The sequence below is a fragment of the Piscinibacter defluvii genome, from assembly GCF_004011805.1.
Classification (GTDB): domain Bacteria; phylum Pseudomonadota; class Gammaproteobacteria; order Burkholderiales; family Burkholderiaceae_C; genus Piscinibacter; species Piscinibacter defluvii.
In genome coordinates this window covers 36273-51923 of the sequence record NZ_ML137198.1, presented here as the reverse complement: position 1 = coordinate 51923, position 15651 = coordinate 36273, and the positions used below count along the sequence as shown (strand labels likewise).

The following is a 15651-nucleotide window of genomic DNA, read 5'->3' as shown; positions in this document are numbered from 1 at the left end:
TCCGCGCTGCGCCGCAAGGCCTTGACCGCAGCCGCGCAGGCCCGCCGGTCTACAATCCGAAACTTTGCCAAGTTATTGATTCAGGAGAAGAATTCATGGCGACCGAACGCACCCTCTCGATCATCAAGCCCGATGCCGTGGCCAAGAACGTGATCGGCCAGATCTATGCGCGCTTCGAAGGCGCCGGGCTGAAGATCGTGGCCGCGAAGATGGCGCACCTGTCGCGCGGCGAGGCCGAGGCGTTCTACGCCGTGCACAAGGCACGTCCGTTCTTCAAGGACCTGGTCGAGTTCATGATCTCCGGCCCGGTGATGATCCAGGTGCTCGAGGGCGAGGGCGCGATCGCCAAGAACCGCGAGCTGATGGGCGCCACCGATCCGAAGAAGGCCGCCAAGGGCACCATCCGTGCCGACTTCGCCGACAGCATCGACGCCAATGCGGTGCACGGCTCGGACGCGCCGGAGACCGCCGCCGTCGAGGTGGCGTTCTTCTTCCCCGGCATGAACGTCTACTCGCGCTGATCTCGACGTGGAACGGGTCAACCTGCTCGATCTCGACCGGGACGGGTTGACCGCGTACGTCGAGTCGCTCGGCGAGAAGCGCTTCCGCGCCACCCAGCTGTTCCGCTGGATCCACCAGAAGGGCGCGTCCGACTTCGACGCGATGACGGACCTGGCGCGTTCGCTGCGCGACAAGCTGCGCGAGCGCGCCGAGCTGCGCGGCCTGGCGGTGATCAGCGAGCAGTCCTCCGCCGACGGCACCGTCAAGTGGCTGTTCGACGTCGGCGCGGGCAACGCCGTCGAGGCGGTGTTCATCCCCGAGGACGACCGCGGCACGCTGTGCGTCTCCTCGCAGGCCGGTTGTGCGGTCGGCTGCCGCTTCTGCTCCACCGGCCACCAGGGTTTCAGCCGCAACCTGTCGACCGGCGAGATCCTGGCCCAGCTGTGGTTCGCCGAGCATGCGCTGCGCCGGCGACTCGGCCTGCGCGAGGGCGAACGTGCCATCACGAACGTCGTGATGATGGGCATGGGCGAGCCGCTGCAGAACTACGCCGCGCTGGTGCCGGCGCTGCGTGCGATGCTCGACGACCACGGCTACGGCCTGTCGCGTCGCCGCGTGACCGTCTCGACCTCCGGCGTCGTGCCGATGATCGACCGCCTGCGCGACGACTGCCCGGTGGCGCTGGCCGTCTCGCTGCACGCGCCCGACGACGCGCTGCGCGACGACCTCGTGCCGCTGAACCGCAAGTACCCGCTCGTCGAGTTGCTGGCGGCCTGCCGCCGCTACCTCGACGCGGCCCCGCGCGACTTCATCACCTTCGAGTACTGCATGCTGGACGGCGTCAACGACAGCGACGATCACGCCCGCGCCCTGGTGCGGCTGCTGCGGGACGACCCGGCCACCGCAGTGCCGTGCAAGCTCAACCTGATCCCGTTCAACCCGTTCCCGGAGTCCGGCCTGCGCCGCTCGGGCGCGGCGCGGGTGCAGGCCTTCGCCCGCATCCTGCAGGAGGCCGGCATCGTCACCACCGTGCGCAAGACCCGTGGCGACGACATCGCCGCCGCCTGCGGCCAGCTGGCCGGCGAGGTGCAGGACCGCACCAACGCACGCGAGCGTGTCACGCAGGCGCGCATCGCCGTGCTGCGGCGCGCCGGCAGCGGGGTGCAGGCATGAGGGCGCTCGCCGCGCTGCTGCTGGCCGGTGCGGCGCTGCTGTCCGCGTGCACCACCACGACCACCCAGACCACCTCGGTGCCGACCACCGACCCGCCGCGCCAGCCCGCCACCCCGGCCGACCCGGCGGCCGACCAGGCGCGCCGGGCGCGGGTGCGCATGGAACTGGCCACGGCCTATTTCGGGCGCGGGCAGATGGACGTGGCGCTCGAGGAGATCAACCGCGTGATCGTGATCGACCCGAACATGGTCGCGGCGCACAACCTGCGCGGCCTGATCCAGGCCAACCTGGGCGAGGCCGAAGCGGCCGAGGCGAGTTTCCGCCGCGCGCTGACCCTGGCGCCGCGCGACGTCGACACGATGCAGAACTACAGCTGGTTCCTGTGCCAGCAGAAGCGCTATGCCGAGGCCGACGCGCAGTTCGAGCAGACGCTCGCGCTGCCCGCCAACCGCGAGCCGGCGCGCACGCTGCTCGCGCAGGGCGTGTGCCGCGCCTTCGCCGGCCAGCTCGAGCCGGCCGAGCGGGCGCTGACCCGCTCCTACGAGCTCGACCCGAACAACCCGGCGACCGCGGTCAACCTGTCGGAGCTGCTGCTGCGCCGCGGCGAGGCCGAGCGCGCGCGCTTCTACATCCGGCGTGTCAACAGCCAGCCGTCGCTGGTGAGCGCGCAGACGCTGTGGCTGGCCGCGCGGATCGAGCACAAGCTCGGCAACGACACCGGCGCGCGCGAGATCGGCGCACAGTTGCGCAGCCGCTTCGGCGATTCACGCGAGGCGCTGGCGTTCGAGAGGGGACGCTTCGATGAGTGAGGACCGCGCCGACGCCGCCGCGCCGGCGGACAGTGCCGGCGCACTGCTGCGCCAGGCGCGCCAGGCGCAGGGCATGCACATCGCCGTGCTGGCGGCGGCCATCAAGGTGCCGCAGCGCAAGCTCGAGGCGCTCGAGGGCGACCGCTACGACGAACTGCCCGATGCCACCTTCACCCGCGCGCTGGCCCAGACCGTCTGCCGCACGCTGAAGATCGATGCCGCGCCGGTGCTGGCGCTGCTGCCCAAGGCCTTCACCGACTCGCGCCTGGAGCATGTGGCCGAAGGCATCAATGCGCCGTTCCGCGACCGCGGCGGGCCCGACACCGGCGGCGACTGGGGCATCGCGCTGTCGCCCGCCGTGTGGGCCGCGCTGGTGGTGCTGGTGCTGGCGGCCGGGGTCTACTTCATGCCCTCGGGGCTGCTCGGGCCGTCCGCCAGTTCGGGGGCGGCCTCGGCCCCGGTCGTGTCGGTGCTGCCGGCCTCGGCGGTGGCGCCCGCTGCCGCCCCCGCGCCGGTGCCCGAAGCGCCGGCCGCCTCGGCCGCCGCGCCCGCCGTGGCCGCGGTCGAGCCGCCCGCCTCCACCGCCGGCGAGACGGTGCATTCCGCACCGCTGGCCGCCAACGATTCGGCCGCCAGCGCACCGGCCGTGCCGCCGGCCTCCGGCGCGCTGCTGCTGCGCACCAGCGCGGAATCGTGGATCGAGGTGATCGATGCCCGCGGCCAGACGCTGCTGTCGCGTGTGCTGACGCCCGGCGAGGCGGTCGGCCTCGACGGCGCGATGCCGCTGCGGCTGACGATCGGCAACGCGGCCGCGACCACGGTCTCGTTGCGCGGCCAGCCGGTGGACCTGGCGCCGCGCACGCGCGACAACGTCGCGCGGCTCGAACTGAGGTGAGCGGGGCAGCATGAGCGACGACGACTTCATCATCCCTGCCGGGCCGGCCGCACGCCGCTCGCGGCAGGCCCGCGTGCGCTGGGGCAGCCACGTCGTGACGATCGGCGGCGACGCGCCGGTGCGCGTGCAGTCGATGACCAACACCGACACGGTGGACGTGATCGAGACCGCCATCCAGGTCAAGGAACTGGCGCGTGCCGGCTCGGAGCTGGTGCGCATCACCGTCAACACGCCCGAGGCGGCGCAGGCCGTGCCGCACATCCGCGAGCAGCTCGACCGCATGGGCGTGGACGTGCCGCTGGTGGGCGACTTCCACTACAACGGTCACCGCCTGCTGACCGAGTTCCCGGCCTGCGCCGAGGCGCTCTCGAAGTACCGCATCAACCCGGGCAACGTCGGCAAGGGCGACAAGCGCGACCGCCAGTTCGCCCAGATGGTCGAGGTGGCGGCGAAGCACGACAAGGTGGTGCGCATCGGCGTCAACTGGGGCAGCCTCGACCAGGAACTGCTGGCCCAGATGATGGACGACAACGGCAGGCTCGCCGAGCCGCACGAGCCGCAGCAGATCATGTACCGGGCCATCGTCACCTCGGCGCTCGCGTCCGCGAAGCGCGCCGAGGAGATCGGCCTGCGTGGCGAGCAGATCATCCTGTCGTGCAAGATGTCCGGCGTGCAGGACCTGGTGACCGTGTACCGCGCGCTGGCCAAGCGCTGCGACTACGCGCTGCACCTCGGCCTCACCGAGGCCGGCATGGGCACCAAGGGCACGGTGGCCTCCACGGCCGCGCTCGCGCTGCTGCTGCAGGAGGGCATCGGCGACACCATCCGCGTCAGCCTGACGCCGCAGCCCGGCGAGGCGCGCACGCAGGAGGTGGTGGTGGCCCTCGAGATCCTGCAGTCGCTCGGCCTGCGCTCGTTCAACCCGAGCGTTACCGCCTGCCCGGGCTGCGGCCGAACCACCAGCACCACCTTCCAGGAACTCGCCAAGCAGATCGACGACTACCTGCGCGCCCAGATGCCGGTGTGGAAGGCGAAGTACCCCGGCGTCGAGACCATGAAGGTCGCGGTGATGGGCTGCATCGTCAACGGCCCGGGCGAAAGCAAGCATGCCGACATCGGCATCAGCCTGCCGGGCACCGGCGAGGCGCCGGCCGCGCCGGTGTTCATCGACGGCGAGAAGGCCCTCACGCTGCGCGGCGAGGGCATCGCGCGCGAGTTCCAGACCCTGGTCGAGAACTACATCGAGAAGCGCTTCGGCGCCGCCGCCTGAAGTCCGCGGCCGCCGGCCGCCTCCATCCGAGTTGTCATGGCTGACATCCTGCGTGCCGTCAAGGGCATGAACGACATCCTGCCGGCCAGCGTGCCGCGCACCGAGAAGCTGCCCGATTCGGCGCTGTGGTCCTGGTTCGAGGCCACGGTGCGCGAGGTGCTGGCGCGCTACGGCTACCAGTACATCGTGACGCCGATCGTCGAGCCCACGGCCCTGTTCGTGCGCGGACTGGGCGAGGTGACCGACATCGTCGAGAAGGAGATGTACTCCTTCACCGATTCGATGAACGGCGACCAGCTGACGCTGCGCCCCGAGGCCACGGCGGGCATCGTGCGGGCGATGGTCGAGCACAACGCGCTCTACAACGGCCCGCTGCGGCTGTGGACCATCGGGCCGATGTTCCGCCACGAGCGGCCGCAGAAGGGCCGCTACCGGCAGTTCCACCAGCTCGACGTCGAGGCGCTCGGTTTCCCCGGGCCGGACGTGGACGCCGAAATGATCCTGATGGTGCGTGCGCTGTGGGCCGCGCTCGGGCTCGAGGTCGGGCGCGACGTGCGGCTCGAGCTGAACAGCCTGGGCCAGCCGGCCGAGCGCCTGGCGCACCGCACCGCGCTGATCGCGCACTTCGAGGCCCACGCGGCGCAGCTCGACGAGGACGCCCGGCGCCGCCTGCACAGCAACCCGCTGCGCATTCTCGACAGCAAGAACCCGGCGATGCAGGCGCTGATCGAGGCCGCGCCGAGGCTCGCGGACTTCCTCGGCGCCGAGTCGCTGGCCCACTTCGATGCGCTGCGTGCCGTGCTCGACGCCGCCGGGCTCGCCTACCGCATCAACCCGCGCCTGGTGCGCGGCATGGACTACTACAACCTGACCGTGTTCGAGTGGGTCACCGACCAGCTCGGCTCGCAGGGCACGGTGTGCGGCGGCGGCCGCTACGACGGGCTGTTCGAGCAGCTCGGCGGCAAGCCGGCGCCGGCGGTGGGCTTCGGCCTGGGCATCGAGCGACTGCTGCTGCTGCTGCAGGAGCTCAAGGTGGCGCGGCCCTCGGCGGCGCCGCAGGCCTATGCGGTGCTGCCGTCGGCCGCGGCGCTGCCGCGCGCCATGGCGCTGCTCGAGCAGCTGCGCGAGCGCGGCATCGCGGTGCAGATGCATGCCGGCGGCGGCGGCATGAAGGCCCAGTTCAAGCGCGCCGACGCGAGCGGGGCACGCTACGCGCTGATCTTCGGCGACGACGAGCTGGCGCGCGGCGAGGTGGCGCTGAAAGACCTGCGCGATGCCTCGGCCGCCCAGCTCGCCCTGCCGCTGGCCGGTGTGGCCGACTGGGCGGCGCGCCTGCGCACCGCATAATCCGCGCTTTGCCTCTCACGCAATCGGTTCCTTCCATGGCCACGCATCTCGACCTCGAAGAACAGGAACAGCTCGACCAGCTGAAGGCGTTCTGGAAACAGTACGGCAACGCCATCGTCTGGCTGCTGACCCTGGTGCTGGCCGGCTTCGCCGCCTGGAACGGCTGGAACTGGTGGCAGCGCGAGCAGGCCGTCAAGGCCGGCGCGATGTTCGACGAGCTCGACCGCGCCGTGCAGGCCGGCGAGGCGGCGCGCGCCGCCGGCGTGTTCAAGGACATGCAGGAGCGTTTTCCGCGCACCGCGTTCACGCAGCAGGGTGGGCTGGCCACGGCCAGGGTGCAGTTCGAGAAGGGCGAGCTCGATGCCGCCGCGGCCACGCTCGGCTGGGTGGCCGAACACGCCGTCGAGGACGAGTACAAGACCGTCGCCCGGCTGCGCCTGGCCGGCGTGCTGGCCGACCAGAAGAAGTACGACGAGGCGCTCAAGCAGCTCGATGGCGCCAGCGCGAAGGAGTTCGAGGCCCTGGTGGCCGACCGCCGCGGCGACGTGCTGATGGCGATGGGCCGCAAGGACGAGGCCAAGGCGGCCTGGCAGAAGGCCTGGTCGGCGATGGACGCCAAGGTGGAGTACCGTCGCCTGATCGATGCCAAGCTGACCGCGGTCGGCGCCGCCCCTGCCGCCTCGGCGCCGGCGGCCGGCGGAGCGGCTCGATGAGGCTGCGCGGCGCGCCGCTCGCGCTGCTGCTGGCGGCCGCCGTGCTGGCGGCCTGCAGTTCCACGGACAAGCCCAAGCCCAAGCCGCTCCCGGCCATCGAGAAGCCGATTGCCGGGCGGCAGGTCTGGTCGGCGCGCCTGGACAGCGTGCGCTTTCCGCTCGGCGTGTCCACCGCCGGCGGCGTGTTCACCGTCGCCTCGACCGACGGCACGGTGCTGGCCCTGCAGCCCGAGACCGGCCGCGAGGTCTGGCGCGGCAGCGCCGGCGAACGCCTGGCCGCCGGCGTGGGCAGCGACGGTCGCTGGGCCGCGGTGGTGACGCGCGACAACGAGCTGGTGGTGCTCGAGGCCGGCAAGAAGGCCTGGCACAAGCCGCTCGGCACGCGCGTGGTGACCGCGCCGCTGGTGGCCGGCGAACGGGTGTTCGTGCTCGCGGGCGACCGCAGCGTGCACGCCTTCGACGTGCGCGACGGCCGGCGCCTGTGGAGCGTGCAGCGCCCGGGCGATCCGCTGACCCTGGCCCGGCCGGGGCTGCTGATGCCGTTCAAGGACACGCTGCTGGTCGGGCAGGGCCCGCGCCTGGCCGGGCTCGACCCGCTGCGCGGCACACTGCGCTGGGAGGTGCCGATGGCCTCGCCGCGCGGCACCAACGAGGTCGAGCGCCTCGCCGAGCTGGTGTCGCCCGCGGCACGCATCGGCGACCTGGTCTGCGCACGCGCCTTCCAGTCGGCCGTGGCCTGTGCCAACGCCGACCGCGGCAACCTGGCCTGGAGCAAGAACGTCGGCGGCATCGAGGGCGTCGCGGGCGACGACCAGCTGATCGTCGCGGCCGATGCGTCCGACCGGCTGAGCGCCTGGCGCACCGCCAGCGGCGAGGTGGCCTGGAACAGCGAGGTCCTGATGCACCGCGAACTCGGCTCGCCGCTGATGGCCGGCGACACGGTGGTGTTCGGCGACGCCTCCGGCACGCTGCACTGGCTCTCGCGCGACAGCGGCGCGCCGCTGCTTCGCCTGGCGACCGACGGCTCGGGCCTGGCTGCCGCACCGGTGGCGATCGGCACCACGCTGCTCGCGGTCACTAAGAGCGGCGGCGTGTACGCCTTCCGGCCGAACTAGGACACCTGCGGTGAAGCCGGTCATCGCCATCGTCGGCCGGCCCAACGTCGGCAAGTCGACGCTGTTCAACCGGATGACCAAGAGCCGCGACGCCATCGTGGCCGACTTCGCCGGCCTGACGCGCGACCGCCACTACGGTGACGGCAAGCTCGGCAGCCGCGAGTTCATCGTCGTGGACACCGGCGGCTTCGAGCCGACCGCGGAGACCGGCATCGTGCGCGAGATGGCCAAGCAGACGCGCCAGGCCGTGGCCGAGGCGGACGCGGTGATCTTCGTCGTCGACGTGCGCGCCGGGCTGTCGGCGCAGGACCACGACATTGCCGACTACCTGCGCACCACCGGCAAGAAGGTGCTGCTGGCGGCCAACAAGGCCGAGGGCATGGTCGATTCGCCGCTGCTGGGCGAGTTCTGGGAGCTCGGCCTGGGCGAACCGCACCCGGTGTCCTCGGCGCACGGCCAGGGCATCCGCAGCCTGACCGAGGCGGCGCTGGCCGATTGCCCGGAAGACGAGCCTGCCGAGGGCGAGCCGGACGAAGCCGCGCCGATCCGCCTGGCGGTGGCCGGCCGGCCGAACGTCGGCAAGTCGACACTGATCAACACCTGGCTGGGCGAGGAGCGCCTGGTCGCCTTCGACCTGCCGGGCACCACGCGCGACGCGATCCACGTGCCGTTCGAGCGCCACGGCCAGAAGTTCGAGCTGATCGACACCGCCGGCCTGCGCCGCAAGGGCAAGGTGTTCGAGGCGATCGAGAAGTTCTCGGTGGTCAAGACGCTGCAGGCGATCGCCGACGCGAACGTGGTCGTGCTGCTGCTGGACGCGACCCAGGGCGTGACGGACCAGGACGCGCACATCGCCGGCTACATCCTCGACAGCGGACGCGCGGTGGTGCTGGCGGTGAACAAGTGGGATGCGGTCGACGACTACCAGAAGCAGACCCTGCAGCGTTCGATCGAGCAGCGCCTGGCCTTCTTGAAATACGCGCCGCTGCTCCACATCTCCGCCAAGCGCCGTCAGGGCCTGGGCCCGCTGTGGAAGGCGATCGCCGAGGCGCATGCCTCGGCGACGCGCAAGCTGCCGACCCCGGTCCTGACGCGCCTGCTGATCGAGGCGGTGCAGCACCAGGCGCCCAAGCGCGCCGGGATGTTCCGCCCCAAGCTGCGCTATGCCCACCAGGGCGGCATGAACCCGCCCATCATCGTCATCCACGGCACCTCGCTCGACCACGTGACCGACGCTTACAAACGCTTCCTCGAAGGCCGCTTCCGCGAGCACTTCAAGCTGGTCGGCACGCCGCTGCGCATCGAGATGCGCTCGGCGAGGAACCCTTTCGATCCCGAGTGAATCGGAGAAATCCCGCAGGCGCCGGACCGCTGTGATAACGTGGGCGGTCCAAGAACTTTCAACACGGAGAATATCGTGAGCAACAAAGGGCAGCTTCTACAAGACCCGTTCCTGAACCTGCTGCGCAAGGAGCATGTTCCGGTGTCGATCTACCTCGTCAACGGCATCAAGCTCCAGGGCCACATCGAGTCCTTCGACCAGTACGTGGTCCTGCTGCGCAACACCGTCACCCAGATGGTCTACAAGCACGCGATCTCGACCGTCGTGCCGGGCCGTGCCGTGAACTTCCACGCTGCCGAAGCGCAAGACCAAGCTTGATCCCCGCGCAAGCCCCCGGGGCACCCCGGGCGATCCTGGTCGGCGTCGACCTCGGCGGGTCGGCGCCGTTCGATGCCACGCTCGACGAACTCGCCCTGCTGGCCGAATCGGCCGGCGACGAGCCGGTCGCGCGTGTCATCGCACGCCGCAAGGCGCCCGATCCGGCCCTGTTCGTCGGCTCCGGAAAGGCCGACGAGATCAAGGCCCTGGTGCTCGGCCACCAGGCCGAGGCGGTGCTGTTCGACCAGGCGCTCTCGCCGGCGCAGCAGCGCAACCTCGAGCGCCACCTCGGCGTGGCGGTGGCCGACCGCACCATGCTCATCCTCGAGATCTTTGCCGCGCGCGCGCAGAGCCACGAGGGCAAACTGCAGGTCGAGCTGGCCCGGCTGCAGTACCTGGCCACGCGGCTGGTGCGGCGCTGGAGCCACCTGGAGCGCCAGCAGGGCGGCATCGGCACGCGCGGCGGCCCGGGCGAGGCGCAGATCGAACTCGACCGGCGCATGATCGACGAGCGCATCAAGCAGGTGAAGCAGCGCCTGGTGCGCGTCAAGAAGCAGCGCGCCACGCAGCGCCGCGCGCGCGAGCGCAACCAGACCTTCCGCGTCTCGCTGGTGGGCTACACCAACGCCGGCAAGTCGACGCTGTTCAATGCGCTGGTCAAGGCACGCAGCTACGCCGCCGACCAGCTGTTCGCCACGCTCGACACCACCACGCGCCAGCTCTGGCTCGAGGAGGCCGGACGCGGCGTGTCCCTGTCCGACACCGTCGGCTTCATCCGCGACCTGCCGCACAAGCTGGTCGAGGCCTTCGAGGCCACCTTGCAGGAGGCGGCCGAGGCCGACCTGCTGCTGCACGTGGTCGACTGCGCGAGCCCGGTGCTCGACGAGCAGATGGCCGAGGTCGAGCGCGTGCTCGAGGAGATCGGCGCCGGGCGCATTCCGCAGGTGCTGGTCTACAACAAGGTCGACCGGCTCGAGCCGAGCCAGCGCCCGCGCGTGCTGCGCGACGAGCTCGAGCGCCCCGGCGGCGTGCGCGTGCCGCGTGTGTTCGTCAGCGCGCTCGACGGCACGGGCCTGGACGAACTGCGCCGTGTGCTGACCGAGGCGGTGGCCGGCGCGTCGGCCGTCGCTGAAGCACCGGCCGAGGACCCCCGCTTCGACGAATCGCCGCTCACCGGCACCCACGACTCCCACGCATGACCATGAAACCGCTTCACGCCCTGCGCGCCGCCGCGGGCCGCCTGCTCAGCAGCGGCCGCAACGACGGCCCGCCCGACCTGGACGAACTCTGGCGCGATTTCAACCGCAAGCTCGGCGGCCTGTTCGGCGGCAAGGGCGGCACGCGCGGCGGCGGCACCGGCGGCGGCGACGACGGCGGCGGTTCGAACTTCCAGCCCGACATGAAGAGCGCCGGGATCGGCGCCGGGCTGATCGTCGGCGTGGTCGCGCTGATCTGGCTCGGCAGCGGCTTCTTCATCGTGCAGGAAGGGCAGCAGGCCGTCGTGACCTCGTTCGGCAAGTACAGCCACACCGCGGACGCCGGCTTCCAGTGGCGCATGCCGTATCCGTTCCAGGCGCACGAGACGGTCAGCGTCACGCAGCTGCGCTCGCGCGAGGTCGGCCGCAACTCGGTGGTGCAGGCCACCGGCCTGCGCGACTCGTCGATGCTCACGCAGGACGAGAACATCATCGACATCCGCTTCACCGTGCAGTACCGGCTGAAGGACGCACGCGCCTTCCTGTTCGAGAACCGCGACCCCGAGGAGGCGGTCACGATGGCGGCGGAGTCGGCGGTGCGCGAGATCGTCGGGCGCAGCAAGATCGACTCGGTGCTGTACGAGCAGCGCGACGCGATCGCCGCCGAGCTCGTCAAGTCGATCCAGGACCAGCTCGACCGGCTCAAGGCCGGCATCCTGGTGGTGAACGTGAACATGCAGAGCGTGCAGCCGCCCGAGCAGGTTCAGGCGGCGTTCGAGGACACGCTCAAGGCCGGACAGGACGGCGACCGCCTGATCAAGGAAGGCCAGGCCTACGCCAGCGACGTGATCCCGAAGGCGCAGGGCACCGCGGCTCGCCTGCGCGAAGAGGCCGAGGGCTACAAGTCCAGCATCATCGCCCAGGCCGAGGGTGATGCGCAGCGATTCAGCCGCGTGCTGACCGAGTACCAGAAGGCCCCCGGCGTCACGCGCGACCGGCTCTACGTCGACACGATGCGCGAGGTCTACTCGAACGTCAGCAAGGTGATGATCGACAGCCGCAACAACTCGAACCTGCTCTACCTGCCGCTGGACAAGCTGATCCAGCAGGCCGGCGGTGTGCCCGGTGCGGCGGCGGCGCAGGCCCTGCCGGGCCCGGCCACCGGCGACGCCACGGCGGCAGGCGGCAGCACGGACGCGCGTTCGCGCGACAACCAGCGCTCGCGCGACCGCGACGGGCGCTGAGCGGGCAGGGGAGCAGAACGCATCATGAATCGCATCGGAGTCCTCGTCGGTGGCGCGCTGGTCGCGCTGATGATCGCCGCATCGACGCTGTTCGTCGTCGACCAACGCCAGGTGGCCGTGATCTACGCGCTGGGCGAGATCAAGGAAGTCATCACCGAGCCGGGCCTGAAGGTCAAGCTGCCGCCGCCCTTCCAGAACGTCGTGTTCCTCGACCGCCGCATCCAGACGCTCGACAGCCCGGACACCCGGCCCATCTTCACGGCCGAGAAGAAGAGCCTGGTGATCGACTGGCTGGTCAAGTGGCGCGTGTCGGAGCCGCGCCAGTTCATCCGCAACAACGGCACCGACATCCGCAACCTCGAGACGCGCCTGGCGCCGGTGGTGCACGCCGCGTTCAACGAGGAGGTGACCAAGCGCACCGTCGGCGGCGTGCTCTCGCGCGAGCGCGACAAGGTCATGCAGGACGTGCGCAAGCGCCTGGACGACGACGCCAAGGCCTTCGGCATCGAGGTGCTGGACGTGCGCATCAAGCGGGTCGACTTCGTCGCCAACATCACCGAGTCGATCTACAGCCGCATGCGCTCGGAACGCCAGCAGGTCGCCAACCAGCTGCGCTCCACCGGTGCGGCCGAGGGCGAGAAGATCCGCGCCGACGCCGACCGGCAACGCCAGGTCATCATCGCCGAGGCCTACCGCGACGCGCAGAAGGTCAAGGGCGAGGGCGACGGGCAGGCCTCGGCGATCTTTGCCGAGGCGTTCGGCCGCGACCCGCAGTTCGCGCAGTTCTATCGCAGCCTCGAGGCCTACCGCGCGAGCTTCCGCAACAAGTCGGACGTGATGGTGGTCGATCCGGGCAGCGAGTTCTTCAAGGCCATGCGCGGCAGCGGCGGTGCGCCGTCGGGCAAGTAGCCGCGCCCCGTGGGTTTCTGGGACCTGCTGCTGCCGGCCTGCGCGCTGGTGCTGGTGATCGAGGGCGTGCTGCCGTTCCTCGGGCCGGCGCTGTGGCGCCGCCTGTTCGAGCAGGCCACGCGCCTTTCCGACGGGCAGATCCGCTTCCTCGGCCTGTCCAGCATGCTCAGCGGGCTGGTGCTGCTGGTCCTGTTCTGGAACTGAGCCCCGGCAGGTTCGCGTCAGGGCGCCCGGTACAATTTCGTTTTCAGTACCCCGGCGTTTGTCCATGTCTTCTGCTTGGCTGTTGCCCGAGCACCTTGCCGATGTCCTGCCCGCGCAGGCCCGCCACATCGAGGAACTGCGCCGCGGCCTGCTCGACGTGGCGCGTTCCTACGGTTGTGAACTGGTCATCCCGCCGCTGGCCGAGCACCTCGACTCGCTGCTCTCGGGCACCGGCGGCGACCTGGACCTGAAGACGTTCAAGCTGGTCGACCAGCTGTCCGGTCGCACGCTGGGCGTGCGCGCCGACAGCACGCCGCAGGTGGCGCGCATCGATGCGCATCTGCTGAACCGCCGCGGCGTGACGCGGCTGTGCTACTGCGGCCCGGTGCTGCATGCGCGGCCTTCGGGCATGCAGGCCTCGCGCGAGCCGCTGCAGTTCGGGGCGGAGATCTACGGCCATGCCGGCCTGGAGGCCGACCTGGAGGTGCTCGACCTGGCGCTCGATTGCCTGGGTGACGCCGGCCTGCCCGGCGTGGTGCTCGACCTGGCCGACACGCGCATCGTGCGCGCGCTGCTCGAGGGGCTGGACACGGCGGCGCGCGAGCGCGCCCTCGTCGCGCTGGCCGCCAAGGACCAGGCCACGCTGGAGTCGGCGGTGCAGCCGCTGGAGCCGGCGCGCCGGCGCGCGCTGCTCGCGCTGCCGACGCTCTACGGTGACGACGCCATCCTCGCCCGGGCGCGTGAGCTGCTCCCGTCGCTGCCGGCGCTGCGCCTCGCGCTCGACGAGCTGGCCACGCTCGGCCGGCACGTGCGCCAGGCGCATCCGAAGGCGCGCGTCGGCTACGACCTGGCCGACGTGGGCGGCTCGGCCTACTACAGCGGTGCGCGTTTCGCCGTCTACGCCGAAGGCTCGAGCGACGCGGTGGCGCGCGGTGGCCGCTACGACGAGGTCGGCGAGGTGTTCGGCCGCAAGCGCCCGGCGGTCGGCTTCAGCCTCGACCTGAAGGAGATCGCCGAACTGGTGCCTGCGGCGGGCGGGCGCGCCGCGATCCGCGCCCCCTGGGCCGAGGACAGCACGCTGCGCGGCGCGGTGCGCCGGCTGCGCGAGCAGGGCGAGACGGTCGTGTGCATGCTGCCCGGCCATGAGCACGAGGGCCAGGAGTTCGACTGCGACCGCGAGCTGGTCGCCGTCGGCGGCCAGTGGGTCGTGCGTGCGCTCTGACAACGGATTCGAATCGGCTTGAACATGCAGCAAACACATTCCGGGGCCCGCGGGCACAACGTCGTCGTCGTCGGCACGCAATGGGGCGACGAGGGCAAGGGCAAGGTCGTCGACTGGCTGACCGACCATGCCCAGGCGGTGGTGCGCTTCCAGGGCGGCCACAACGCCGGCCACACGCTGGTGATCAAGGGCGTGAAGACCGCGCTGCAGCTGATCCCCTCGGGCATCATGCGCGACGGCGTGGCCTGCTTCATCGGCAACGGCGTGGTGGTCGACCCGACGCACGTGCTGGCCGAGATCACGCGGCTCGAAGGCATCGGGCTGGACGTGCGCTCGCGGCTGCGCATCTCGGAATCCTGCCCGCTGATCCTGCCGTTCCACGTGGCGGTCGACCATGCGCGCGAGGCGCTGCGCGAGACCAGCGGGGCCGGCAAGATCGGCACCACCGGCAAGGGCATCGGCCCGGCCTACGAGGACAAGGTGGCGCGCCGCGCGCTGCGCGTGCAGGACCTCAAGCACCCGGAGCGCTTCGCCCGCAAGCTGCGCGAGCTGCTGGATCTGCACAACGTGGCGCTGGGCGGCTACCTGCGCGCCAAGCCGCTCGACTACCAGCCGATCTACGATGCGGCGATGGCGCTGGCCGAGCAGCTGCGCCCGATGATGGCCGACGTCGGCTACGAGCTCTACAAGATCAACCGGGCCGGCGGCAACATCCTGTTCGAAGGCGCGCAGGGCTCGCTGCTGGACATCGACCACGGCACCTACCCCTACGTCACCTCGAGCAACTGCGTGGCCGGCAACGCCGCGGCCGGCTCGGGCGTCGGGCCGGACCAGCTGCACTATGTGCTGGGCATCACCAAGGCCTACACCACGCGCGTGGGCAGCGGCCCGTTCCCGAGCGAGCTGCCGATGGACGAGCCGGGCAGCGTGGGTCACCACCTCTCGACGGTCGGCCAGGAGCGTGGCACCGTCACCGGGCGGCCGCGCCGCTGCGGCTGGCTCGATGCCGCGGCGCTCAAGCGTGCCACCGTCATCAACGGCGTCTCGGGCCTGTGCATCACCAAGCTGGACGTGCTCGACGGCCTGCCGGAGATCCAGGTCTGCGTCGGCTACGAGCTCGACGGCCGGCGGGTCGACATCCTGCCGCTGGACGCCGACGAGATCCTCGCCTGCCGGCCGGTGTACGACAGCTTCCCGGGCTGGAGCGAGAGCACCTTCGGCGCGACGCGCTGGGACGACCTGCCGCTGAACGCGCGCCGCTATCTGGAGCGCGTGCAGCAGTTCATCGGCGCGCCGATCGACATGGTGTCCACCGGACCGGACCGGGAACACACCATCCTGCTGCGCCACCCGTACCAGGCCTGATCCTCTCGCAACGCCCCACTGGAGTCCT

General features: G+C 71.1%; 16 protein-coding genes. All 16 read left to right on the top strand.

Annotated elements, in window-relative coordinates:
- Positions 1–95: 95 nt before the first annotated feature.
- The 16 genes from ndk to D9C15_RS05630 all read left to right on the top strand — a co-directional run bounded on the left by ndk (position 96) and on the right by D9C15_RS05630 (position 15623).
- Positions 96–521 (top strand): nucleoside-diphosphate kinase, encoded by a 426-nt coding sequence (gene ndk, locus D9C15_RS05705; RefSeq protein ID WP_112183665.1) that lies wholly within the window; start codon positions 96–98, stop codon positions 519–521.
- A 7-nt stretch (positions 522–528) separates the two neighbouring features.
- Positions 529–1674, top strand: coding sequence for a dual-specificity RNA methyltransferase RlmN (gene rlmN / locus D9C15_RS05700; protein ID WP_127996481.1), 1146 nt, complete (start codon positions 529–531; stop codon positions 1672–1674).
- Positions 1671–2483, top strand: a complete 813-nt coding sequence (pilW, locus tag D9C15_RS05695) for a type IV pilus biogenesis/stability protein PilW (RefSeq protein WP_127996480.1) — start codon at positions 1671–1673, stop codon at positions 2481–2483. The genes rlmN and pilW overlap by 4 nt, the downstream gene beginning before the upstream one ends.
- Positions 2476–3378: a helix-turn-helix domain-containing protein gene (locus D9C15_RS05690; protein WP_127996479.1), complete on the top strand. Its 903-nt coding sequence runs from the start codon at positions 2476–2478 to the stop codon at positions 3376–3378. Before pilW ends, D9C15_RS05690 begins: the two co-directional genes overlap by 8 nt.
- 10 nt (positions 3379–3388) lie before the next feature.
- On the top strand, positions 3389–4648 hold the full coding sequence (ispG, locus tag D9C15_RS05685; RefSeq protein WP_127996478.1) for a flavodoxin-dependent (E)-4-hydroxy-3-methylbut-2-enyl-diphosphate synthase: 1260 nt from the start codon (positions 3389–3391) through the stop codon (positions 4646–4648).
- A gap of 36 nt (positions 4649–4684) precedes the next feature.
- Positions 4685–5995, top strand: coding sequence for a histidine--tRNA ligase (gene hisS, locus D9C15_RS05680; RefSeq protein ID WP_127996477.1), 1311 nt, complete (start codon positions 4685–4687; stop codon positions 5993–5995).
- A 35-nt stretch (positions 5996–6030) separates the two neighbouring features.
- Positions 6031–6708: a YfgM family protein gene (locus D9C15_RS05675; protein ID WP_127996476.1), complete on the top strand. Its 678-nt coding sequence runs from the start codon at positions 6031–6033 to the stop codon at positions 6706–6708.
- Entirely contained in the window at positions 6705–7823 is a 1119-nt protein-coding gene (gene bamB, locus D9C15_RS05670) for an outer membrane protein assembly factor BamB (protein WP_127996475.1), read from the top strand. The genes D9C15_RS05675 and bamB overlap by 4 nt, the downstream gene beginning before the upstream one ends.
- A 10-nt stretch (positions 7824–7833) precedes the next feature.
- A complete protein-coding gene (gene der, locus D9C15_RS05665) occupies positions 7834–9165 on the top strand; it encodes a ribosome biogenesis GTPase Der (RefSeq protein WP_127996474.1) in 1332 nt (443 codons plus the stop codon).
- Between the two features lie 75 nt (positions 9166–9240).
- Complete coding sequence (hfq, locus tag D9C15_RS05660; protein ID WP_112183683.1) at positions 9241–9483, top strand: RNA chaperone Hfq; 243 nt, start codon at positions 9241–9243, stop codon at positions 9481–9483.
- Complete coding sequence (gene hflX / locus D9C15_RS05655) at positions 9480–10682, top strand: GTPase HflX (protein ID WP_240668300.1); 1203 nt, start codon at positions 9480–9482, stop codon at positions 10680–10682. The genes hfq and hflX overlap by 4 nt, the downstream gene beginning before the upstream one ends.
- The gene (hflK, locus tag D9C15_RS05650; protein ID WP_127996473.1) at positions 10679–11923 is read left to right on the top strand and encodes an FtsH protease activity modulator HflK; all 1245 of its coding nucleotides are present in this window, start codon (positions 10679–10681) and stop codon (positions 11921–11923) included. The genes hflX and hflK overlap by 4 nt, the downstream gene beginning before the upstream one ends.
- Before the next feature lie 24 nt (positions 11924–11947).
- Positions 11948–12832 carry a protease modulator HflC gene (gene hflC, locus D9C15_RS05645; RefSeq protein ID WP_127996472.1) on the top strand — a complete coding sequence of 295 codons (885 nt, stop codon included), beginning with the start codon at positions 11948–11950 and terminating at the stop codon, positions 12830–12832.
- A gap of 9 nt (positions 12833–12841) precedes the next feature.
- Positions 12842–13036, top strand: coding sequence for a DUF2065 domain-containing protein (locus D9C15_RS05640; RefSeq protein WP_112183690.1), 195 nt, complete (start codon positions 12842–12844; stop codon positions 13034–13036).
- 64 nt (positions 13037–13100) lie between these two features.
- The gene (locus tag D9C15_RS05635; protein WP_127996471.1) at positions 13101–14258 is read left to right on the top strand and encodes an ATP phosphoribosyltransferase regulatory subunit; all 1158 of its coding nucleotides are present in this window, start codon (positions 13101–13103) and stop codon (positions 14256–14258) included.
- A 24-nt stretch (positions 14259–14282) separates the two neighbouring features.
- Positions 14283–15623 (top strand): adenylosuccinate synthase, encoded by a 1341-nt coding sequence (locus tag D9C15_RS05630; protein ID WP_127996470.1) that lies wholly within the window; start codon positions 14283–14285, stop codon positions 15621–15623.
- Positions 15624–15651 lie beyond the last annotated feature (28 nt).